Origin of the sequence: Bacillus sp. 103mf (assembly GCF_900116295.1) — a bacterium.
In the GTDB taxonomy this organism is placed as follows: Bacteria; Bacillota; Bacilli; order Bacillales; family Bacillaceae_G; genus Bacillus_A; species Bacillus_A bruguierae.
On record NZ_FPAF01000002.1, the window covers coordinates 20641 to 42161 of the forward strand.

21 protein-coding genes and 1 riboswitch are annotated in these 21521 nt (G+C 35.6%); of the genes, 2 read left to right on the plus strand and 19 right to left on the minus strand.

All coding sequences use genetic code 11. The features are described 5' to 3' along the window. Positions 1-19: 19 nt before the first annotated feature. The 6 genes from BM350_RS06650 to BM350_RS06675 all read right to left on the minus strand — a co-directional run bounded on the left by BM350_RS06650 (position 20) and on the right by BM350_RS06675 (position 5859). Complete coding sequence (locus tag BM350_RS06650) at positions 20-919, minus strand: MerR family transcriptional regulator (protein ID WP_090915538.1); 900 nt, start codon at positions 917-919, stop codon at positions 20-22. 27 nt (positions 920-946) lie between these two features. Continuing rightward, positions 947-1723 carry a metallophosphoesterase gene (locus BM350_RS06655; protein WP_090915536.1) on the minus strand — a complete coding sequence of 259 codons (777 nt, stop codon included), beginning with the start codon at positions 1721-1723 and terminating at the stop codon, positions 947-949. Between the two features lie 478 nt (positions 1724-2201). Continuing rightward, positions 2202-2696, minus strand: a complete 495-nt coding sequence (locus BM350_RS06660) for a LysM peptidoglycan-binding domain-containing protein (RefSeq protein WP_090915535.1) — start codon at positions 2694-2696, stop codon at positions 2202-2204. After that, complete coding sequence (locus BM350_RS06665) at positions 2668-3282, minus strand: CPBP family intramembrane glutamic endopeptidase (RefSeq protein ID WP_090915533.1); 615 nt, start codon at positions 3280-3282, stop codon at positions 2668-2670. Before BM350_RS06665 ends, BM350_RS06660 begins: the two co-directional genes overlap by 29 nt. Continuing rightward, entirely contained in the window at positions 3282-4808 is a 1527-nt protein-coding gene (locus BM350_RS06670) for a RecQ family ATP-dependent DNA helicase (RefSeq protein ID WP_090915531.1), read from the minus strand. The genes BM350_RS06665 and BM350_RS06670 overlap by 1 nt, the downstream gene beginning before the upstream one ends. Next, a complete protein-coding gene (locus tag BM350_RS06675) occupies positions 4798-5859 on the minus strand; it encodes a YpbB family protein (RefSeq protein WP_090915529.1) in 1062 nt (353 codons plus the stop codon). Before BM350_RS06675 ends, BM350_RS06670 begins: the two co-directional genes overlap by 11 nt. A 232-nt stretch (positions 5860-6091) precedes the next feature. Here BM350_RS06675 and BM350_RS06680 point away from each other — a divergent pair, with 232 nt between their 5' ends. Further along, positions 6092-6340 (plus strand): ferredoxin, encoded by a 249-nt coding sequence (locus BM350_RS06680; protein WP_017152544.1) that lies wholly within the window; start codon positions 6092-6094, stop codon positions 6338-6340. Between the two features lie 330 nt (positions 6341-6670). Here BM350_RS06680 and BM350_RS06685 read toward each other — a convergent pair whose 3' ends face one another. After that, positions 6671-7249 (minus strand): ECF transporter S component, encoded by a 579-nt coding sequence (locus tag BM350_RS06685; RefSeq protein WP_090915527.1) that lies wholly within the window; start codon positions 7247-7249, stop codon positions 6671-6673. A gap of 164 nt (positions 7250-7413) precedes the next feature. Beyond that, positions 7414-7550: riboswitch (FMN riboswitch) on the minus strand. 434 nt (positions 7551-7984) lie between these two features. On the opposite strand from BM350_RS06685, the gene BM350_RS06690 reads away from it, so the two are divergent. Next, complete coding sequence (locus BM350_RS06690; RefSeq protein ID WP_090915525.1) at positions 7985-8671, plus strand: hypothetical protein; 687 nt, start codon at positions 7985-7987, stop codon at positions 8669-8671. 32 nt (positions 8672-8703) lie between these two features. Here BM350_RS06690 and BM350_RS06695 read toward each other — a convergent pair whose 3' ends face one another. The 12 genes from BM350_RS06695 to BM350_RS06750 all read right to left on the minus strand — a co-directional run bounded on the left by BM350_RS06695 (position 8704) and on the right by BM350_RS06750 (position 21433). Next, positions 8704-9318: a peptidoglycan DD-metalloendopeptidase family protein gene (locus tag BM350_RS06695; RefSeq protein WP_090915523.1), complete on the minus strand. Its 615-nt coding sequence runs from the start codon at positions 9316-9318 to the stop codon at positions 8704-8706. A gap of 85 nt (positions 9319-9403) precedes the next feature. Next, on the minus strand, positions 9404-9985 hold the full coding sequence (locus BM350_RS06700; RefSeq protein WP_090915522.1) for a cob(I)yrinic acid a,c-diamide adenosyltransferase: 582 nt from the start codon (positions 9983-9985) through the stop codon (positions 9404-9406). Positions 9986-10324: 339 nt separating this feature from the next. Beyond that, a complete protein-coding gene (locus BM350_RS06705) occupies positions 10325-12061 on the minus strand; it encodes an ATP-binding protein (RefSeq protein WP_280141367.1) in 1737 nt (578 codons plus the stop codon). Between the two features lie 32 nt (positions 12062-12093). Further along, positions 12094-12810 (minus strand): DNA-binding response regulator ResD, encoded by a 717-nt coding sequence (gene resD / locus BM350_RS06710; RefSeq protein WP_090915519.1) that lies wholly within the window; start codon positions 12808-12810, stop codon positions 12094-12096. Positions 12811-13225: 415 nt separating this feature from the next. Beyond that, a complete protein-coding gene (gene ccsB / locus BM350_RS06715; RefSeq protein ID WP_090915517.1) occupies positions 13226-14383 on the minus strand; it encodes a c-type cytochrome biogenesis protein CcsB in 1158 nt (385 codons plus the stop codon). A 14-nt stretch (positions 14384-14397) separates the two neighbouring features. Then, positions 14398-16020, minus strand: coding sequence for a cytochrome c biogenesis protein ResB (locus BM350_RS06720; protein ID WP_090915515.1), 1623 nt, complete (start codon positions 16018-16020; stop codon positions 14398-14400). Between the two features lie 149 nt (positions 16021-16169). Beyond that, on the minus strand, positions 16170-16691 hold the full coding sequence (locus tag BM350_RS06725; protein ID WP_090915513.1) for a thiol-disulfide oxidoreductase ResA: 522 nt from the start codon (positions 16689-16691) through the stop codon (positions 16170-16172). Between the two features lie 432 nt (positions 16692-17123). Continuing rightward, on the minus strand, positions 17124-17852 hold the full coding sequence (rluB, locus tag BM350_RS06730; protein ID WP_090915511.1) for a 23S rRNA pseudouridine(2605) synthase RluB: 729 nt from the start codon (positions 17850-17852) through the stop codon (positions 17124-17126). A gap of 290 nt (positions 17853-18142) precedes the next feature. Then, complete coding sequence (spmB, locus tag BM350_RS06735) at positions 18143-18673, minus strand: spore maturation protein SpmB (RefSeq protein ID WP_090915509.1); 531 nt, start codon at positions 18671-18673, stop codon at positions 18143-18145. After that, positions 18670-19266, minus strand: a complete 597-nt coding sequence (locus BM350_RS06740; protein WP_090915507.1) for a nucleoside recognition domain-containing protein — start codon at positions 19264-19266, stop codon at positions 18670-18672. The genes spmB and BM350_RS06740 overlap by 4 nt, the downstream gene beginning before the upstream one ends. Beyond that, entirely contained in the window at positions 19259-20380 is a 1122-nt protein-coding gene (locus tag BM350_RS06745; RefSeq protein ID WP_090915505.1) for a D-alanyl-D-alanine carboxypeptidase family protein, read from the minus strand. The genes BM350_RS06740 and BM350_RS06745 overlap by 8 nt, the downstream gene beginning before the upstream one ends. Before the next feature lie 138 nt (positions 20381-20518). Beyond that, positions 20519-21433: a superoxide dismutase gene (locus BM350_RS06750; RefSeq protein ID WP_090915503.1), complete on the minus strand. Its 915-nt coding sequence runs from the start codon at positions 21431-21433 to the stop codon at positions 20519-20521. Positions 21434-21521: the final 88 nt, after the last annotated feature.

Below are 21521 nucleotides of genomic sequence, written 5' to 3' on the forward strand. Positions count from 1 at the left end.
GATGGTTCTTTCCGAACAACTATTCTGACATTTTTAACCATTCATCCCACTCTTCTCTCGTATCGCCAACAAACAAGTTATGAATCTCTTCTTTTTCTTCATTAGAAGCAAATCTAAAAGCAACACCAGAAAGTCCGATAGTAAGATTCTTATATTGCTCACGTAATCTCTTTGCAAGCTGAACACTTGCCATTATATTTTCTTGCATTGTGCAAGAAATAAACAAAATTTTAGGATTTACTCGTGTGATTATATCATGAATGCTGTCCTCTTCTATGCCTGTCCCAATGTAGATTGTTGGATAACCTTTTCGTCGTAAATATGTTGTAAAAATAAATAATTCGAGTTCATGTAATTCTCCTGGAACACATACTGAAAGCACCTTTGATGTTCTTGTATTGGTGGGTATACTATAGTAAATCGCTCCCATACGTGATCGTAAAAAGGACATTGCATATTGTTCCTCTGCGCTTGTTATTTTTTCATTCAAGCGTTTCTCTCTTAACTTGACCAACAATTTTATGAATACATCTGCAATTACTTTATCTATAGAAAAAATACTAAACGCTTCATCCAATAATTCAAGAGCTTGTATTTCATCAAATTTTAACAAAGAATACAAGATATCGTCTACTAAAAGTTCTACTTTATTATATTCTTTTTCTAATAAATTGTGATTTCGTAATTGATTATTTTCTAATAAACTAACTGCTTGTCCAATGGTAAATCCTTGGTTCAGTTTGTTAATAAGCCATTTAAAGATTTGAACATGTTCTTCCGTATATAAACGATGTCCAGCATCATTACGTTTCGGTGTAATGATTTGATATCGTCTTTCCCAAGCTCGCAATGTTCCCGGATGTATACCGAGCATTTTTGAAATTGCTTTAATATTATATTTACCTGTTGATCTTGGCATATATCTTCCCACCTTAAAAAAACAACGTCAATCTTTTCTTCGAAATGTAATCAAATGCGTTTGTGCAGGCGCACGAAAACGCAATGGTACAAATGTTGTTCCATAACCATTACTTACAAACAAAGTCGTATGTGGATATTCATAAATTCCACCTTTCAAAAAACGTGTAGCATGAAACAATCGAATTTGTCCACCATGCGTATGACCACTTAATATACAGGAGATGCGCTCGGTTCCATTTAATTTATATAAAATATCAGGATTATGGCTCACAAGGATGCGAAAACCCTCTTCTTTACAATCTGCTAATGCTAAATCTAATCGATCACGCTTCAAACCTACATCGTCAACACCTAGTAACCATATTTTTTCACCAAGCTCCGATTCAAATAAAGTCGCCGTATTATCCAAAATTTTCACACCATTTTGAAGAAGTAACGCGTCTAATTCGTGAAAATCAATTTCATAATCATTATTTCCCCAAACAAAATATACTTGCCCAATTTCATTTAACCGTTTAATATTATCAGCTACTCGTGATAGAGGTACTCCTTGTTCCGCTAGATCCCCACCTATAATAACAAGATCTACTTTACCTTTCACTTGCTGTATTAAAGATTGAGAGACCGTTCTTCTGTGAATATCTGAAATAAAAAAAATTCGAACTTCTCCAAAACTAATTGGAAAATTCGCAAATGATATGGTGTGCTCTAACAATGTATCATGCATCGCTTCTCTATACATCATAATAAAACAAACAATTACAATACATAAAATAAAACAGCCTAAAACTCCCCATGACATACACTTTTCCCAACTTTCTTCTTAACAGAATCTATCTATATATACAAGTTAAAAAACGACATAAAAACCCCTTTCTTTTTAGGAGAGGACAAGAGCATCTGGCTGTGCATAGAAGCGGTCAGGGCCCTTTCCTGCCACATACGAGGTTTAAAACAAAGGGAGCAAGCAAGTACAGGTCATGTTGTATTCTGCGTAGCAGCAACTTATATGTCGAAAAATTAAAATGAATTTATATAATCACATCATAACACATCTTGAAGAAAAACCTTCTACAATCAGTAGAAGGTTTTTCTTCATCAAGTTATTTGCGTGTAGTAAGACCTACATCAAATTTATAAAGAGAGAGGAATTACTCTCTGTAAAAATAAGATTGATGTGAGCCAGCAGTTATTTCCCACCTACCTTCTTCAAATTCCTCACAATCTTAAGATAGGGGGCTTACCGTCAGCGAATTGGAGAATAAAAATTTCTCTTTACTTTATTTTTTCGTTTCTGATCCTGTCTTCTTCGGAATTTTCAATACCTGTCCTGGTTCTAATACTTCTGCTACCTCATTATATTTCTTTATAATCGCTATTCCATCTTCGTCCGGAAAATAATTCTTTGCAATCTCTCCCAAAGTTTCTCCTTCTTTCACTGTATGAAACTGAAATGTCTTTGATGAGGATGATTTTGATTCATGATTTGTTTTCTTTTTTGAATTAAAAAAAATAACTTCAAATGCACTTTGTTCAGAATCGGCAGCAGATTTCTTGTTTTTTTCCACAATGTAATGCTCAGTATACCATAAAACCCCAACAGGAAGAAGGATAAATAATACTGTTAAAATTCGAACAAAAAAGTGCTTTATTTTAAATTTTGATTTTTTATTTTTTTTGTCTTTATGAACTTCACTACGTGGCGGTAAACCCTCTTCTGTTTGCGTTGACTCTTCCATATTCTCTTCAAACTCTGTTGTCTGCCTCGTCGTCATCTCGGTCACCACCATCTTTCATTTGATTTCTTAATTGTAATCCCATTATGAAATCGACTAAAAAATGCGCAAAAATTGTAATTAATAAATTCCCTGTATATTGAAACACATAACCAAATACAATACTAATCAGCAATACAAAACAAAATAAAAACGGCTTAGTAATATAGCGAATATGTAAAACCGCAAATACCACACTCGCAAAAATTAGACCAAAATACGTTTGTATCACACCACGAAATAGAAATTCTTCTGCTGTTCCTATTAAAAGAGTAACAACCAACACATGAATAACAGACATGCCTTGAAACATACGATTATTTATCCCACCATCATCAAACCATGATTCAGGAAAGAGATGCATCGCAATATAATCCAATAGAACAATAATACAAGCTACTCCGCCACCTATAAAAAAAATAGATGAAAAATCCCAGTTCCACAAAGATAGAAATGTATCCATGCTTGGAAAGAATATATACGCTAATAGTATTCCCATACATATAACGATTACTTGTGTAATATATAAATTCAGTCGGATTTCTTTTGGGTTCATGTCTTCAATACTTTTCTTGCGTATATCCATCATTCCTTCCCTCTAAATCCGAAGAGCAATTGTAACTCTGTTTCCCAATTATAGTCGAAAACAGATTGTCTCGCTTTCTTTTTTTTATAATCTTCCATATGAATCCCACAATAAGTACAACAATTTTCCGGTTGCATTTCCTTTGTATATCCAAATTCAGAAAGAATTGCTTCTCTTTTACAATCTGTTCGCCATATCCATTCTTTCATCGTTTCTAGTTGACCGTATTTATTACAAAGCCGCGTTCTTACTTCTGTAATTAATTTCTGCTCCGCTTCATCTGACAAGGATTCAATTATCAACTTCCTACGTTGTATGATTTTCATCTTTTCGAAATGATATCGAATAAATCTCCAGTATTGTTCATTCAATCCCGCTGCATTATAGCAAATTTCTTCTACATCTTCTAACGATAACACTTTGTTTTGTAACGTTGTTTCTCGTAATAAGGAAAATAAAAAACGAATTTGTTGTTCATTTGGTAATTCTTCTTCAATAATGGAGAGCGGCAAATCATGATCAAGCGGGCTACATAACAAAATAGCAATGCTTGGCTCTCCATCACGGCCCGCTCGTCCAATCTCTTGTAAATAAGATTCTATATTTATTGGATAATGAAAATGAATAATATAGCGTGTATTTTGCTTATTTACTCCCATACCAAATGCACTTGTACACACAACAAGTTGAAGTTGATCGTTCATAAATTGTTGCTGAATTAACATCCGCTCTTCATGTTCCATTCCCCCGTGATAATGTGCAACATCGTCAATACCTTCATCCCTTAAATACGCTGCAAGACGTTCAGTCCAAGCCCTGCTTGAACAATAAATGATCCCAGGACCTTGTAAATATTTCACATGAGATAACAATACTTCTTTTTTCTCTTGAATAGTTTGAACAAACTCGATTTTCATAGCAATATTAGGACGATCAATCGAATGTAGATGCTGCTTCACATCTTTCAAATGTAAGCTTTCAATAATATCTTGTAATACTTCTTTCGTAGCAGTAGCTGTTAAAGCAAGAACCGGTGGGTAACCCATCGATGCGATAACTTGATCTAGCTTTTTATAATCTGTTCGAAAATCATATCCCCATTGAGAAATACAATGTGCTTCGTCCACAACAAATAAAGAAATATGAATTTTTCGTAATTCTTTTAACAACATATCTGATTGCAACATTTCGGGAGATACAAATACAAATTTATAGGAATGCAGCCGCCGCATAGCTTCTTTTTTTTCTATCATTGTCCGAAAGCTATTAAGAGCAATAACTTGATTTTTCACTATATATTTTAATTGTGTAACTTGATCTTCCATTAATGACAATAACGGTGAAACAATCAGTACCGTTCCATCTTGTACAAGACCTGGTAGCTGATAACAAAGCGATTTCCCGCCGCCGGTTGGCAACATCGCTACAACAGAATTTCCCTTTAATAAATCTTCAATAACTTCCTTTTGCCCTGATCGAAATGTTCGGTATCCAAACCACTGATATAAACTATTTTCAAGCTTCATGTAATCCTCCTACTCGCGCTAATACAAGACGAATCTCAAAATAGGAAACATGCTCTCCAGCAGCTTGTTTTAATATTCGCAGCTTCCGCGTTTGCAACTTCTCAATCATGTTCTGTATTTGCTTCATTTTTTCTTTTTCTATAAATTGCTCTACTTCAAATTCTTTCTCACGTAATGCAATTTCTACAATATGATCCTCAATTGTTGCAACCTTTAGTTTCCTGATTCTCGCAATTTCTTCCATAGTTCTTCCTTGTTTCCATAATTGATACGTTTTTTGTGTGGATATACTAAATAAATCTGCTTTTTCATTTGGATACGCAATGATTTGTGTTAACAACGGAAACTGTTGCTTATGATGTTGCACATGTTGAATGATGAAATGAATTGTTCCCCAAAATAAAAGATATACGCGAAACGCATCTTGTTTCATCATATCTCCAAGCTGATCTGTTGTATAACCAATACGATGATATCCCGTTAGACGGTACACAAAAATAGTTGCTTCTATAGAAGTCACATTCATTAATATGAAATTTATTTCTTTATATAACTGCTTTGCTAAATGTCCTCTTGAAACAGAAGAGCTCATAATAAATCGTTTTACCCATATCGTAATTTCTGTATCTTGTTGAATCGGAAGAAATTTCACACATTGCTGCTGCAAATTAGATACAGTTTGTATAATTAAAGATAATCTTTTCCAAAAACTCTCTCCAAGTTCGCCGTATTGCAGGCCATGTAAATGTTTCGGAAAATAAAATATTTTCTCCCATTCATTTATTTGTTTCTCTCCCGCTTCAGTTAAAATGTAAGTATTTTCATGCACACACGTAATAAGTTGTGCGTTTAATAATGTTTCAATCTGTTTATCATAATTATGACGTCTTAGAGATTTATATACACCAAATAAAAAGGAAAGGTGAAACATATTCCCATCTTGTAATGTTTGTGAAGAACGCTTTCCTTTTAAAAGGTAATAAATAGAAGAAACTGTTCGTTCACCTTCTAATTGTTTTAAACAGTATAGTACGGTATATTGTAGCTGCAATGCCGCTTCCACCCTTTCAGTCTACTTCTACTTCTACTTCCATTGTAACAAAATGCATCTTATTTAGATATTTTAAAAACATCATGGATAACTAAAGAAATTAGTTGACAGATCTAATTGATAAGCATTATCATTATAATTTTATATTGAAAAGTTCCAAAAACCGTTTTACAATAGGATTAGAATTTTTATCAGTGTTTTTTATACATATTCTCTAGGAGGTAATATAAAGATGGCAAAATATACAATCGTTGACAAAGATACTTGCATTGCATGTGGAGCTTGCGGAGCAGCTGCACCAGATATTTATGATTACGATGATGAAGGTATTGCATTCGTAACGTTAGATGATAACCAAGGTATCGTTGAAATTCCAGATGTATTAATCGATGATATGATGGATGCATTTGAAGGTTGCCCAACTGATTCTATTAAGGTGGCAGATGAAGCATTTGACGGCGATGCATTAAAATTCGAATAGTCTCCATCGGTGACTTCAAAAAATAACCCTCATTATTTGAGGGTTATTTTTTATTCTATAAAAATGAATTTCCATCATTGTTATTTTCCTTCCAAATGAATGGAAACCTCTCGGCAATCAGACTTTTACAGGATAAAAAAGCATCAGCAGAAAAATTTCCACTGATGCAAAATCTTCTATTTATCCCGCATTAACGGGCAGTAAGACCCCTACCTCAAGATTGAGAGGGAAGCAAAGAAGATAGGTGGGGATAACTGCCCGTAAAAGCCCGATTGGGCGGGCTTTCCATCAGTGGGGATGAAGACCCCCCCCACTGATGGAAGTTTCACTTTATGCATTTTGCATTTTCGCAAACACCCATACTTTTAATCGAGAAAATAAAGGAACAAAAACAATTGTTACTATAATTCCTTTAATTAAATTAAAAGGTAAAATCGCCGCCACAATTGTTTGACGCATTGCACCACTAGACATAGCAGGTTGACCTAAGAACCAAGTGTAAGCTGGTAAAATGATGAAATAATTTAGCACACTCATAATAAGAGTCATACAAATTACTCCTAACATCAATCCAGTTGTTAAACTTTTAACTGTGCGATGTTTACGAAACAAAATAGATGCCGGAAGAATAAAGAGACATCCAGCAATAAAATTCGCCATTTCCCCTACCGGCACTCCCGTCAAACTTCCTTGGATGCCATAATACAGAACGTTTTTTATCGCCTCTACAATCACCCCTGAAAGCGGTCCAAAAATAATAGCTACAATTAACGCTGGGACATCACTAAAATCAATTTTCAAAAACGGCGGTAATCCTGGAAATGGAAAATCCAGCATCATTAGTAAATACGCAATGCTACCTAGCATCGCAACGCTCATCATTTTTACTACACTCTTCTGTTGTTTCATATTTCTCTCTCCTTTTCCATCGATCATCTCATGGAAAGTGGAAAGGTTCTGCTATGCCCTAATATTTTAGCATGAAAAAACCCTTTGCATCCGAAACGCAAAGGGAGAAATTTTAGGCACATCAAATAGACGTTCAAATACTTATCTTTTTTGAACGCTTGAACCTCCATCTTCTCCCATCCAGACTGTACTGTCGGCTTTGGAATCGCACCAAATCCTGCCTTAACGGCTCGCGGGCTTAGAACAAATACATGTGTTCATCACCGCCGGTCGGGATTTTCACCCTGCCCCGAAGATAGACCGATATTCTATTTTCCCCATCATTATACAACAACTTTAAAACAATGTGAATGAAAATGCTTCTTTTTCATTCACATTGTGCAGCACCTTCCCTTGCATGTGGCAGAAAAAGGCCCTGATCGCTTCTATGCATGGTCAAATACTCTATTCTATCTAAAAGTACGAGGGTTTTAAATTTTTATTTATCCCGCTATTTGCGGGCAGTAAGACCCCCCACTGACGGAAGTTTCACTTTATATAATTCTTATTAAACTTTATATAGTCAAACCTTCTTAATTGCATGACATTCTAGCAATCAGTAAATAATATGACAAAAAAGAACATTTTTTTGTGTTTGTTCCTTTTTATTTACAATTCTCTAGCCATTCGTACACGAAAGTGATAAGATATGATATTGTTAAGAAAACAGCATTTTCTTACAGTGGAGGAAATGTCATGAGTAAAGAAAAAAAACAGCCTATTCAAGAAGTTATGAAAAAAAATCTTCGCAAAGAATACTTTTATTTAAAAAAGGAATTACTGTTCTATTGTCCTGTTGACTTAGGAAAATTCTCAAGGGATACATATTATGCTGCCTTTGATGAACATGGAATTAGCATATACCAATATGATAAAGATTCAGACAGTAAACTAAAGCTTTGCGAACGACACCCATGGAAAAGCTGGAGAAAAGTCAAAATCGATCATTATTTAACAAAAACCCAGTTCGTCTTTCAAGGAAAACGGAATTGGATTCTTTCTCTGTTTCACCAGGGAAAGAAGGCAGAAAAAATCATTGAAACTTACACATCTTTAGAAATAGAAATTGTTTCTAGACCATTTTTCAAAAAACTGCCCGGTTATCGCTCTAATACAACATTAAATATGTATATTGGAACAATTTTCTATACTGCACTCATTGCGTTTGTATTAAAAGTTATCGTTCCATTTCAAGTCGTCCAAGTCGCTTTGTATTCACTGTCCCTCGGATGTATGTTGCTCGGTCTACTTTGTTTTGTTATCGGCCTTATTGAACCTACTATTGTCCTTTTTAAAACAGAAGAAAAAACAAGAGAAAAAGTATTTTATTATTATAGCTATTTAGCAATTACTGGATTTATTTGCCTCTTTATTTTTTGGTAACAACAAAAGAGCTAGGCTTCCTAGCTCTTTTTTCAATTAATATGTAATTTTTGCGACGGATAAATGATATCTTTTTGCAGTTGATTTTTTACTCTCAATTCTCCAACAGTTGTGCCAAACTTCCTAGCAATACTCACTAATGTATCTCCCTTTTGTACAACATATACAGAAGCAGATACTACTGTATTTTGTTTTTCTCCAAGAATTTGCAGCGGATTAACCGCATGTGTTTTCGCTATCGTCCAAGACCCTTTATGAATTTCTAAATGTAAATGCGCACCATTAGATTGTCCAGTATTCCCTACTTGTCCAATTATTTGCCCTTGCAAAATCTCTTCTCCCTCTCTCACAAGTCGTTTATTCATATGTGCATATACAGCTTCATAATCTCTATGTTTAATAAATACAACATGACCATAACTATCAGAAAAATAAGATCTTGTTACAATGCCATCTTGCATAGCTGCAATTGAAGTGCCTATTGGTGCAGCAATATCAATGCCAAAATGCTTTCCATTTCTCGTTCCAAAATAATCGCTAATTCGTCCCTCTACCGGCCACGTCCACTGTTTTTCCTCAGCAACTCCTTCTGTTTGTCCTATAAAAAAGATACAAAAGAAAAACAATATCACCTTTAAAGCTTTCATTGTAAATCCTCCGTTTTCTAAATAACCATCACACTTTCTCTATTGTGGTTAATTATAGAAAAAAGTATACAAAAAAAGAAAGAGTCTATTTCTCTTTCTTTTCTTGCTCATCCCGAAATACAATTGCGCTTCTTTCATATTCTACATCTTTTACATTCAAACGATTATTCACAACTCTTGCAACTGCAAATAAATAATCCGATAACCGATTTACATATTGCAAAACATGTTCATTTATCTCATCTTGTTTCTTTAAAGAAACGATACACCGTTCTGCTCTTCTTGTAACAGTACGAGCGATATGAATAATCGCTGCTCCTTCACTTCCACCTGGTAAAATAAAACGCTCCAGTGGCGGTGCTTCTTTCATATATACATCAATCCTTTTCTCTAGAAAAGTAATGATATCCTCTGTTACTTTATACGGATTTTTTTTCTTCACAATCGCTAAATCCCCGCCACAATCAAACAACTCATGCTGAATCTTTTCAAGTTCCAGGTAAATATCTTGAAACAATTTACCTTGCAGTAGTGTCATTGCATGCCCAATAAACGAATTCGCCTCATCAAGTGTTCCGTATGCTTCCACACGCAAATCATCTTTATCTACGCGCCCTCCAATAAGACTTGTTCGGCCTTTATCTCCTGTTTTTGTATAGAGCTTCATACTTTTCTCCCTTCTCTTATATACTCTTTTACTATATGCATCCATTTTGATTTTTCAACATATAGATTGCTGCTATTCAGAAAAAAAGAGCTTCCACTCGCTTTCTCCCTTTGTTTAAACTTCGCATGTGGCAGGAAAAGGCCCTGACCGCTTCTATGCATGGCCAGATGCTCTCGCCCACCTAAAAAAAGATGGTTTTATGTCGTTTTTTAATTTGGATTTATATAGACTAGAGATACTTACCCATAAAAATTCAATTGGTACTCATTAGAGAATTCAGCCCCTACTACTCATTGTTTCACGCTATAAAAAAAGCTTATCAAAAAGATAAGCTTTTCATCATACTTCTGACGGCAAATATACAGAGAATGTTGTACCCTCACCTACTACACTCGACACTGTTAATTTACCCTCATGTCCTCGCACAATGTTTTTGGCAATCGCAAGCCCTAAGCCTGTACCACCTGTTTTTCCGCGTGTACGAGCTTTATCTGCTTTATAAAAACGCTCAAATAAGAACGGAATGTCCTCTTCTGGAATACCAACCCCAGAATCTACAACTTCAAATACAATTCCGTTATTTTTCTCATCAATAATAAGCGATACTCTACCGCCGGTATTTGTATGTCTCAACGCATTATCAATTAAATTTGTTAACACTTGTTCCATTCGATCAGGATCAAAAGAATGCTGCTTTATGGAAGTTCGAAAATCAACTAACAATTGTACTTCTTTTTCCTTTGCTATCCCTTGGAATTTCCGGGCAATCTTTTCAACAAACGGAACGACATCTACCTCTGATATATGTAATTCTACATGACCGCTCTCCATTCGAGCTAAATCTAATAATTCATTCACAAGACGCCCTAATCGTACAGATTCATCATAAATGATTTGCACAAATTCATGTACTTCTTCTTTCGTTTGAACAATGTCATCTAAAATTGCTTCGCTATATCCTTGAAGCATAACCATCGGTGTACGTAATTCATGCGATACGTTTGCAATAAAATCTTTCCGCATTTTCTCAAGACGACGTTCTTCCGTCATATCACGAAGAACTGCAACAGCCCCTCGAATCTTTGTCTGATTGTATAGCGGCGTCATCAATACAACATAATTACCTTTTTCTAAATTAATTTCCACAACTTGCTCTTGTTCACTTTCTACAACTAAATGGAACAGTTCAACAAGCTCAGATGGCAAACTTGCACTTAACTCTATCTCTTTTTCTTCATGCCATACTTGTAAGAAACGCTCTGCTGGCGGATTAATTACAACAACTTCTCCTTCTTGGTTTAACGTAATAACACCATCGGCCATACTACTTAAAATGCTAAAAAGCTGTTCTTTTTCTTGCTGCAGGGCATTCATATTAAACTTCAATTGTTTCCCCATTTGATTTAAAGCTGTTGCCAATTCACCTATTTCATCTTGTGAAACCGCTGGTACCTTTGCATCAAATTTCCCGCGCGCTACTTCAAAAGCTACTTCACGCATTTTACGAAGTGGTGCTGTAATCCGGGTTGATAAGAAAAACGCAAAGAATGTTGTTAAAATAATTGCAATCCCCGCAGATAAAAAGATAAAATCTGTCGATTTTTCTATTCCCTGTTTTGGGACTTGTAACGATTGATATACAAAAACTGCACCATCTTTTGATGACTTTAACGGAACACCGACAACCATAATATCATTTTCATGATTTTTCTTGTTTTTTTCATCTGGGACGCTTTTTATTTTTTGTACCTTTTTACGTTCTGTAAATACCGCTTGTAACTCTTTGTCATTTTTTAAATCATCTAGTGTTAATGTTACCAATCCTCGTTGAGCCGGAGAAGCAGATACTTTATCACCCTCTTTAACAACAATAATCCGCGAAAGAGGATCAACGAATTTATATGCGATATGTTCTATCGTCTTCTCATCTGCTCCCTCTTCTATTAATTCAGAAACGCTCGTTGCAACATTCGTCAGCCTTGTTTCTCCCATCGTCACATAATAATTGTCGAAAAACTGAGAAAGTAAAATAGCAACAAAGCCCAGGACGAAGGAAACGAGGAGTAAAATGGTCATCCATAATTTCCCAACAACACTTTTCCAAAGCATCAATCGTTCACAACCTCAAACTTGTAACCAACACCCCATACTGTTACAATCATTTTCGCTGCATTTGCTGATTTTTTACTTAATTTCTCACGCAAACGCTTTACATGCGTATCAACCGTACGTAAATCACCGAAAAATTCATACTGCCATACTTCTTTTAATAATTGTTCTCGGTCAAATACTTTATCAGGTGCCTTCGCTAAAAATAGTAATAATTCATATTCTTTTGGTGTTAAATTCACTTCTTCTCCATCTGCTGTAACACGATGTGCATCATTATCAATTGTTAAGTGCGGGAATACAGTAACATCTTTTGTTGTTGTATCTTGTGTAAAGAATGTTGTTGTAACTGAACGACGTAGCACAGCTTTTACACGCAACACAACTTCACGCGGACTAAACGGTTTTACGATATAATCATCTGTGCCAACTTCAAATCCTTGCACTCGATTTATTTCTTCTCCTTTTGCCGTTAGCATAATAATTGGCGTTGCCTTTTTCTCACGAATACCTTTACAAACTTCAATACCATCTTTTCCAGGCATCATAATATCTAAAAGGATAAGATCATAGTCAGTTTGCAATGCTTTTTCTAAAGCCGTTTCTCCGTTGTCAGCTTCATCAATGATGTACTGCTCTCTCTCTAAATACATTTTTAACAAACGACGGATACGATCTTCGTCATCTACAATTAAAATCTTTAGTTCATTTTCCATGGCTATCCGCTGTACACATACATGTCACAGCGGTTCACACCTACCTTTCTTCAATAAAGTGAAACTTCCCTTATCAGAATTAGTTAAATCAATAGGACACATGCTAGTAGTAATTTCTCATTAGAGTGAAATAACTTTTCACAGACAAACCTCGTCACGATTAGAAAGTTCACTTTTGCATTATGTTTCACATAAATAATAAAATATGTTCATATTTTTTCCAAAAATATGTATTTTCCCTGAACTATACCATTTGTCCTCGACATTATTTTACAAAATCACTCTATACTTTGTCATGTTTTTCTCAAAAAAGAAAAGAAATTAACAAAATTAAAATAGGAAAGTGACAGTCACTTTCCTATTTTATACCGCAATAATGAACTGCACAATAGAATTCGTTGAACTTCAATTTTTGTTATGCATACGAATGCAAACCTGCAATCACTAAGTTTACTACTACAAAGTTAAACATAATAATTGCAAAGCCAATTACTGCAAGCCACGCTGATTTTTCACCGTGCCACCCTTTCGATAAGCGTAAATGTAAAAACGCTGCATAAAAGAGCCAAGTAATTAGTGCCCAAACCTCTTTCGGATCCCAGCCCCAAAAACGCGTCCATGCAATTTGTGCCCAAATCATCGCAAAGATTAATGCACCTAACGTAAAGACTGGGAATCCAATTGCGACAGAGCGATAGCCGATTTCATCAAGCAAATCACTATCAACTTTCTGCAGTGCAGGTTGAATCGCTGCTGCTACTCGTTTTCTCAAAATCAATCTTAAGAGAATATATAGACCCGTCCCTATAAGTATCGACCAAATCACTGTGTTTAATTTTTTCGCATTGATAATAGCCGGCGTTTCCATTACAGGTTCAAATTTTTCAGCTGTAACTAACTTGCCTTCATGGGGACCGACTAAAGCAGGTAAATTATATACCATTTCTGCTTGCTGCTCATTTTTATTAATCCATTGGAACTTCGCTTCATACTTCACACTTGAAAAAGCAGTTGTCGCTGCTATAAATCCAATTACACAAACAAGCGAAAAAATAACTGCTTCCAGCCAAAATGTTTGCTTGCTTTTTTTGGACTGGTCCACATTTTTCAGTAAATATATAACCCCCGTAATAAAACTAATCGATAAAATAGCTTGTCCAGCCGCTGCTGTTGTTACATGAATATGTAGCCAGTTACTTTTTAACGATGGAATAAGTGGTGTAATTTCTCTTGGAAACATGCTTGCATAGGCAATTAATAAAATAGCAACTGGGAGCGCAAATAAGCCAAGTATACTTGTCCGATACATAAAATAAATAAGAATAAACGCACCAACCATCATCATACCGAAAAATGTCCCGAACTCAAAAAAATTACTAACCGGTGCATGCCCTGATGCAATCCATCTCGTAACAAAATATACTGACTGAGCAGCAAAACCTAAAATCGTAATACTTATCCCTATGTTTGCCCACTTTCGCCCTTTTTCTTTAATCGCTCCCCCAAAAAACAGTGTTGCAACTAAATATAATACGAAAGCAGTAAATAAGAAATTACTACTTATTTCTACCATACTCTCTCCCCACCTTAACTAATTTTTTTCTCATTTACTCTATCATTTGGCTGCGGAATATTTGTCCCTTCTAACACTTTTTCGATCTCTTTTCGCAAACCATACCAATTTTTATTTGTATGACCAGCAATCCACCATTCATTATCAACACGCTGTATCCAAATGCGACGATGATTCCAATACATCCCTTGGATAACACCGACCATGAAAATAAAACCTCCTAAAGCTATAACCCAAAGTGTTAAATCTTTCCGAACAGTAAGTGCTGTAACATTGCGCATTTCTACACCTGCAAAAGACATTTTGTATAAGTTGTTTCCTTCGGGCTCTATATTTTGTCGAATTCCGACAAAGCTTACTTCTCCATTCGGCGTTTCAGGCGTAAACATTTTAAAGACAAAAGCAGGATTGTTAGGAAGCTTCGTTTTTGTATTCGGCTTTCCGCTTTCATCAAAGTAAAAATCGGGAAAATAACTTAACAAATGCAAAGAATATCCATTTCCTAAATCGTATGTTTCTTTTGGATTTGTTAGGTCAACTGTAATCGGATCCCATTTTTGTCCACCATCTTTCTTTTGTAAAGAGAAAGACATTTTACTAAATTCGCCTTCTTTAAAATCAACTTGGTACAGAGCATAATCATCAAATTTAAGAGGTTCATTTACCCGAATGTTATACTCTTTCACTTTCTCAAGTTTCGGATGCTCGCCAGCAACATTTTTCCCGACCACTTTATACAACACAGCATTTGTTTGATAATTTTTTGCAATCATTTTATTTCCAACTCGATCAATCGCCTCATTAAATACTTCATTTTCTTTACTTTTATCATAAACTTCTTTAATAAACTTTTCATTTTTCAAATAGTACTTTCCGTCTGTTCCAGGAATTTCTTTCGTTTCACCTTCACGAAGCCAAAGCGATGCATCTACATACATACCAGGGACAAAACGCAGCATCGTTCCAAATAAGAAAATAATAAGACCAATATGATTTACATATGGACCCCAGCGTGAAAAACGGCCTTTTTCTGCTAGAATGTTATCATCTTCCACTTGAATGTTGTATTTTTTCTTTTTCAAGTTCTCGTTCACACGTGCAATCTCTTCTTTTGTCGCAAACGCTACTCCGTATAATCGCTGTCTTTTTAAAAAACTTGGATGTCTTGTTACCCTTTGTTTTTTCAGCGCTTTATATAAAGGAACAACACGATCTAAACTACATATAACAAGAGAAATCCCAATAGATGCTATTAAAATCATATACCACCAGGAACTATATAGATTATTAAATCCTAATTGATAATATAATTTTCCAAGGAAACCATATTGCTGTTCATAATATTCTCCCGGCGTGATGGTTGGTGGAATATACATTTCTTGCGGAAAAATCGTTCCAATCCCAGACGCGATAAGTGTAATTACAATAAGCCATATTCCAACTTTTACGGAAGAAAAAAAGCTCCAAATTTTATCTATTACTGTTTTGGTATGTGTAAGAGAGCGCCGTGCACTTCCCTCATATCGCATATCTAGTAAATTTGTATCCTGTTCATCTTCAAAAGGCTTCCCGCAAGCTTCACAAAAAATTGTACCAATTGGGTTTACGTGACCACAAACACATTTTATTTGTTCCAAATTTCTCACCGCCTTTTTCTTATTCCTATGTATCTATGTTTCTGAGGGAATTAACGAAATACTCAGAAATCTCATGATAGGTACTGAAAATCCATGTGCAGCACCTCGATTACTGAAGAGCACGAATAGATTTTCTATACTCTTCTCACTTATGGAGTAATTTTCTTTAAATATTCTTCCATTTGTTCTTTTGATTGTGTACCTGTAATTTTTTCGATAACCTTGCCATCCTTATCGATTAAAAACGTTGTCGGTAGTGGCCCTACACCATATGTATTTAAAATTTCTTGCCCTTTATCAATGGCTACAGGAAATTTCAGCCCGTATCCACTCACAAAATTTTTCACCGCAAGTTCCGTTTCATCTGCATCTAACGCCACTATTTCAACACCTTTTTCCTTATATTTCGGGTACAGTTCATTCATATATGGCATTTCTTTCTCACAAGGCTTACACCATGTCCCCCAGAAATTTAAGAAAACCCCTTTTCCTTTCAATTCTTTTAGCGTAATCTTTTTACCTTCTAAATCAGTGGCAACGAAGTTTGGTGCTTCTTTTCCTACTTGTACTTTCTCTTTATCAACAAAAAAGTTTTGATATAACGTAAATCCTAATGCCCCTCCTAATATGAGCAATATAATTACACGAAATAACAGTCTATTTTTCTTCACAGTGTCTCTCCTTCCTTAACAAAATAAAGAAGTTTAGCACATACTAAACTTTTCTATAAAAATACCAATTGAAAAACCGACATAAAACCTTCTTTTTAGGTAGGCAAGAGGGTCTGGCCATGCATAGAAGCGGTCAGGTCCTTTTCCTGCCACATGCAAGGTTTAAAACAAAGGGAGAAAGCAAGTAGCAGTCATGTATTTTTCTGCATAACAGCGACTTATAAAGAAAAGCGACGCCGACTGTTTAGGCCTATTGGCTAAGGTTCTTTCACACAGAAGGTGTTTTTTACCTTCTCGTGTGGAAGGTTCTTAGACACGAGGGCCTAGGAGGCAGAGTTAGACAAAGATGTCAAAAAATTAAAATGAATTTATATATGTATTCACTTCTATCAGCAAAAATTTCTTTACTGATAGAAGCTTTTATATTCTGTACTATCTCGGTTTCGTTGAAGCGAGAGCACGAAGTTGTTTTACTTCATGAGGAGATAATTCTCTTGCATCCCCTGGGCGTAAATTACCTAACTCTAAAAAGGCATAACGTTCACGCTTTAATTTCATAACTTTACATCCAACTGCTTCAAACATTCTACGCACTTGGCGATTTCTTCCTTCATGAATTGTCAATTGTACAATTGCAATCTCTTTACGTTTATCCCAAGAAAGAATTTTCACACGGGCAGGCGCTGTCTTTCCTTCTTCTAGCATAACGCCTTTTTCTAACATGCGGATTTTTTCACCAGTTAGCTGACCTTTTACCTTTGCCACGTATGTTTTGTCAACCTTATACTTTGGATGCATTAAAATGTTCGCAAACTCTCCGTCATTTGTCATCAATATTAAACCAGACGTATCATAGTCTAATCGTCCAATTGGAAAAAGACGTTGTGGAATTTCCGCAAAGAAATCTGTCACCACTTTTCTTCCTTTATCATCTGTTACACTCGAAATAACACCGGTTGGTTTATATAATAAAAAGTAAGCAGGTGTTTCTTTTTCGAGAGGAATATTGTTTACCTCAACTTTATCTTGTGCACTCACTTTCGTTCCTAGTTCGGTCACGACTTTTCCGTTAACCTTAACTTTCCCTTGTTGAATGAGTTCTTCTGCTTTTCTTCTCGATGCAATACCTGCTTGCGCTATTACCTTTTGTAGTCGTTCCATTTCGTTTCTTCACCTCAAATTCATCTTACCTTCATTAGAAGGACTTGGCAACTGTCTAGCCTTAATGACAATTCCCCTTACTTACCATAAACAACATCGCCAACTTTATAAGCTAATAAAGGAATAAAATACATTTCTCTTCTTTATTATGATTTACTCCCTTCTTTTTGCTTACAACAAATGTTCACGGTTTTGTCAAAAATAATCCATAAAAAAACCACTATTAAGCACATTCTTAATAGTGGCTGTATCCGTATTATAGTCTAATTTAAATTAAAAATGAACCATTATTACTGAAACATAAGTGAAACAAATACAATTGAGCACACAATACCAATTAAATCAGCAAATAATCCCACCTTTAAAGCATCGCCCATTTTCCGAATCCCAACCGCTCCAAAATAAACTGTTAAAATATAAAAGGTTGTATCTGTACTTCCTTGCATCGTAGACGCAAGCCTCCCAATAAACGAATCTGGTCCATATGTGGCAATTAAATCCGTTGTAATACTTAGCCCTGCTGATCCAGAAATAGGACGAATAAGTGCAAGAGGAACAATTTCTGCTGGCACATGGATAGCATCTAACATTGGTTTCATGACATGTATCATTGCATCTAGCGCGCCTGAAGCCCGGAATATTGAAATAGAAACGAGCATACCAACCATGAACGGTAAAATAGATACAGCAATTTGAATTCCTTCTTTCCCGCCTTCTACAAATGATTCATACGTCGGTACTTTTTTTGCCGTCCCATATAATAGAATAAATCCAATTACACATGGAATAACCCATAAAGAAATCGTATTAACGACGCTCATTTTTTCTTCCCCTTTCTATTTCTTCTTCGGTAAAAATAACGGTCAATCCAAATAGCTCCAATCATAGATAAAACTTGGGCGATAAACGTTGCGCCTACAATTTCAGTTGGATTTGCAGAATGATATGTCATCCGAATCGAAATAACCGTAGTGGGAATAAGTGTAATAGCTGATGTATTTAAAGCAAGAAAGGTTATCATAGAGCGGCTCGCAAAGTCTCTTCCTCCATTTAACTCTTTTAAATGTTCCATTGCTTTAATCCCAAGCGGTGTGGCTGCATTTCCTAATCCAAAAAAGTTTGCCATCATATTAGATAAGATAAAACCTAGTGCTGGATGATTCTTCGGTACTTCTGGAAAGAGTTTTTTTACAAGAGGCATAAACAATGCAACAAGTTTCTTTAGCAGACCAGCTTCCTCGGCAATCTTCATTAAACCAAGCCAAAAAACAAGAACACTAATCAATCCGATACAAATGGTTACGGCATTTTTTGAACCTTCGAAAACTGCTTTATTCACTTCATCCATCGTTCCATTAAACATTGCATATACAATACCAATTACCGCCATCGCAACCCATATAATATTAACCATCTGTTTCCACACCTAACATGTGAGAAAATACTTCTTTAAAATCTTTCCAAAACAAACCTGTAGTCACAATAAGTTTCCGTTTACTATAAAAAAGGTTACGCTCTCCAACTTCTTCATCATTTAAATAGGCAACGGCACGCCCTATTTTTTCTCCATCTATCAGCTTGGCCGATTTATCAAATTCAATTTTCAATGTAACCTTTTTAGCTTCGTCTTCCGTTAGTGGCACTAATAAATCATTTTTCGTATATATATGATTTGTATACTTTTTGTCTTGCAGTTCAGAAAGGGGGCCCTTCGCTACTACTGTAGTTGCTGTATATTGTTTAAATCCTTCATTAAATAAGTACATATGATCGTCCCAATCACTCGAAGCTTGCAATGTTACAACAATCAAATCTAGCCCATCCTTTGATGCAGTTGTTACAAGTGTGCGCCCTGCCTTTTTCGTAAATCCAGTTTTCCCTCCTGTTGCATACTCGTACATAGAAGTAACAAGCTTATGTTTATTTTTCCATGGATAGTCCCATACTTCAGACTGATACGTTTTCGTTCCAAAAATTTTACGAAATGCCTCATTTTCCATAGCATACCTTGTTAACAGTGCCATATCATATGCTGAAGAATAATGTGTTCCATCTCCGTCTAAACCATGTGGATTAGAAAAATGTGTATCCTTCATTCCAATTTGTGCTGCTTTTTCATTCATTAAATAAACGAATCCATCTATACTTCCGCCAACATATTCTGCAATTGCCTGAGCTGCATCATTTCCTGAGCGCAACATTAAGCCATATACTAAATCTTCTAACGGTACTTTCTGTCCTGGTTTTAAGTAAATCGCTGACCCTTCCACCCGAACTGCTGTATTACTAATGGATACCTTTTCTTTCATTTTCCCTGATTCGGCTGCTAAAAGTGCGGTCATAATTTTTGTAATACTTGCGATTTTTTCAGATTCATGCTCTAACTTTCCATATAATACACGCCCCGAATGTTGCTCCATCAACACCGCATTACGTGCACTAACATTATTCATTTGCGCATATGTATCATTTGGTAGCATACTTGCACATATTATAATAAGTGCAATCACGATTCCTCTTCCTCTCATGCATTCACGTCCTTTTTAGCACTTTTTGTACAAGTGTATGCTTGGACCTTTAAAATATGAATGGAAGTTGAGATGCAAGACTAACTCCATAAGAATAGAAAGACAATTAAAAAAGACGCATCGCGATGTATGATGCGTCTAATATGGTATCCACTGAAGTTCTTTTACACTTTGAAATCTTTTTTCTACATCACCCCAGTTGACAATATTCCACCAATTCTTAATATATTCTTCCTTTCGGTTTTGATACTGCAAATAATATGCATGCTCCCATACATCAAGTACTAGTAAAGGGATTGTATCCCACTGCGTAAATAATTGATGAAGTGTACTTTGTAAAATTTCTAATCGTCCGGAACGAGGTGCCCAAACGAGAATTGCCCACCCGGAACCTTCCACCTTCGCTGCCGCTTCTGTAAAGTGTTTTTGAAAACGTAAAAAGCTCCCAAAACCTTTTTCAATTTCCCTCGATAAGTCTCCGTGCGGACTGCCACCACCATCTTTTTTCATATTGTTCCAAAAAATAGTGTGTAAATAATGTCCAGAACCATGGAAAGCAGCTTCTCTCTCCCAATGCTTTATTAAATCAAATTGATTTGTTTTTCGTGCTTCTGCCATCATCTTCTCTGCCTTATTCAATCCCTCTACATAACTACGATGATGCTTATCGTGGTGAAGCATCATAATTTCCCTTGAGATATAAGGCTCTAGCGCATTATACGGATACGGAAGCGGCGGCAAGGTATGTCCGCCAATTGGTACAGAAGCTCTTGCATAATTTCTTTCATATAATGCATATTGTTCTGAATCAGACATTAACGCTTCTTGTAAGTAGTGTTGAATATGCTCGACATCATCACTAATTTCATAGACAAACTCTGCATCGTAATCATACTCATTTTCTTTAATCCGATCTAATAGCATTTGAATTTTATATGCAAGCATATGAACATCATACACTTCTGTTGCCCGGCTATCTAATACGTGGAGAACACTTTCGCACCAACTTTCAACTTCATGAAAGTAATCAGTGAACACTTCTTGCTGGCTCATATGACACCCCCATCAATATATCCTTTTTAAATGTATTCAAAATTACGGTCGTATATGACGGTTCAAAAAGCAAAAGAAGCTAGGAATT

Bases quoted from the DNA above. Each gene is read 5' to 3' on its own strand.
- BM350_RS06745 (WP_090915505.1), bottom strand. From the start codon at position 20,380: ATGAGAGGAAGAGGAATCGTGATTGCACTTATTATAATATGTGCAAGT.
- BM350_RS06695 (WP_090915523.1), bottom strand. From the start codon at position 9,318: ATGAAAGCTTTAAAGGTGATATTGTTTTTCTTTTGTATCTTTTTTATA.
- BM350_RS06685 (WP_090915527.1), bottom strand. From the start codon at position 7,249: ATGAAACAACAGAAGAGTGTAGTAAAAATGATGAGCGTTGCGATGCTA.
- BM350_RS06690 (WP_090915525.1), top strand. From the start codon at position 7,985: ATGAGTAAAGAAAAAAAACAGCCTATTCAAGAAGTTATGAAAAAAAAT.
- BM350_RS06655 (WP_090915536.1), bottom strand. From the start codon at position 1,723: ATGTCATGGGGAGTTTTAGGCTGTTTTATTTTATGTATTGTAATTGTT.
- BM350_RS06750 (WP_090915503.1), bottom strand. From the start codon at position 21,433: ATGAGCCAGCAAGAAGTGTTCACTGATTACTTTCATGAAGTTGAAAGT.
- BM350_RS06650 (WP_090915538.1), bottom strand. From the start codon at position 919: ATGCCAAGATCAACAGGTAAATATAATATTAAAGCAATTTCAAAAATG.
- BM350_RS06740 (WP_090915507.1), bottom strand. From the start codon at position 19,266: ATGGTTAATATTATATGGGTTGCGATGGCGGTAATTGGTATTGTATAT.
- BM350_RS06670 (WP_090915531.1), bottom strand. From the start codon at position 4,808: ATGAAGCTTGAAAATAGTTTATATCAGTGGTTTGGATACCGAACATTT.
- BM350_RS06660 (WP_090915535.1), bottom strand. From the start codon at position 2,696: ATGACGACGAGGCAGACAACAGAGTTTGAAGAGAATATGGAAGAGTCA.
- ccsB (WP_090915517.1), bottom strand. From the start codon at position 14,383: ATGGTAGAAATAAGTAGTAATTTCTTATTTACTGCTTTCGTATTATAT.
- BM350_RS06680 (WP_017152544.1), top strand. From the start codon at position 6,092: ATGGCAAAATATACAATCGTTGACAAAGATACTTGCATTGCATGTGGA.
- rluB (WP_090915511.1), bottom strand. From the start codon at position 17,852: ATGGAACGACTACAAAAGGTAATAGCGCAAGCAGGTATTGCATCGAGA.
- BM350_RS06705 (WP_280141367.1), bottom strand. From the start codon at position 12,061: ATGACCATTTTACTCCTCGTTTCCTTCGTCCTGGGCTTTGTTGCTATT.
- BM350_RS06665 (WP_090915533.1), bottom strand. From the start codon at position 3,282: ATGGATATACGCAAGAAAAGTATTGAAGACATGAACCCAAAAGAAATC.
- resD (WP_090915519.1), bottom strand. From the start codon at position 12,810: ATGGAAAATGAACTAAAGATTTTAATTGTAGATGACGAAGATCGTATC.
- spmB (WP_090915509.1), bottom strand. From the start codon at position 18,673: ATGAGCGTCGTTAATACGATTTCTTTATGGGTTATTCCATGTGTAATT.
- BM350_RS06700 (WP_090915522.1), bottom strand. From the start codon at position 9,985: ATGAAGCTCTATACAAAAACAGGAGATAAAGGCCGAACAAGTCTTATT.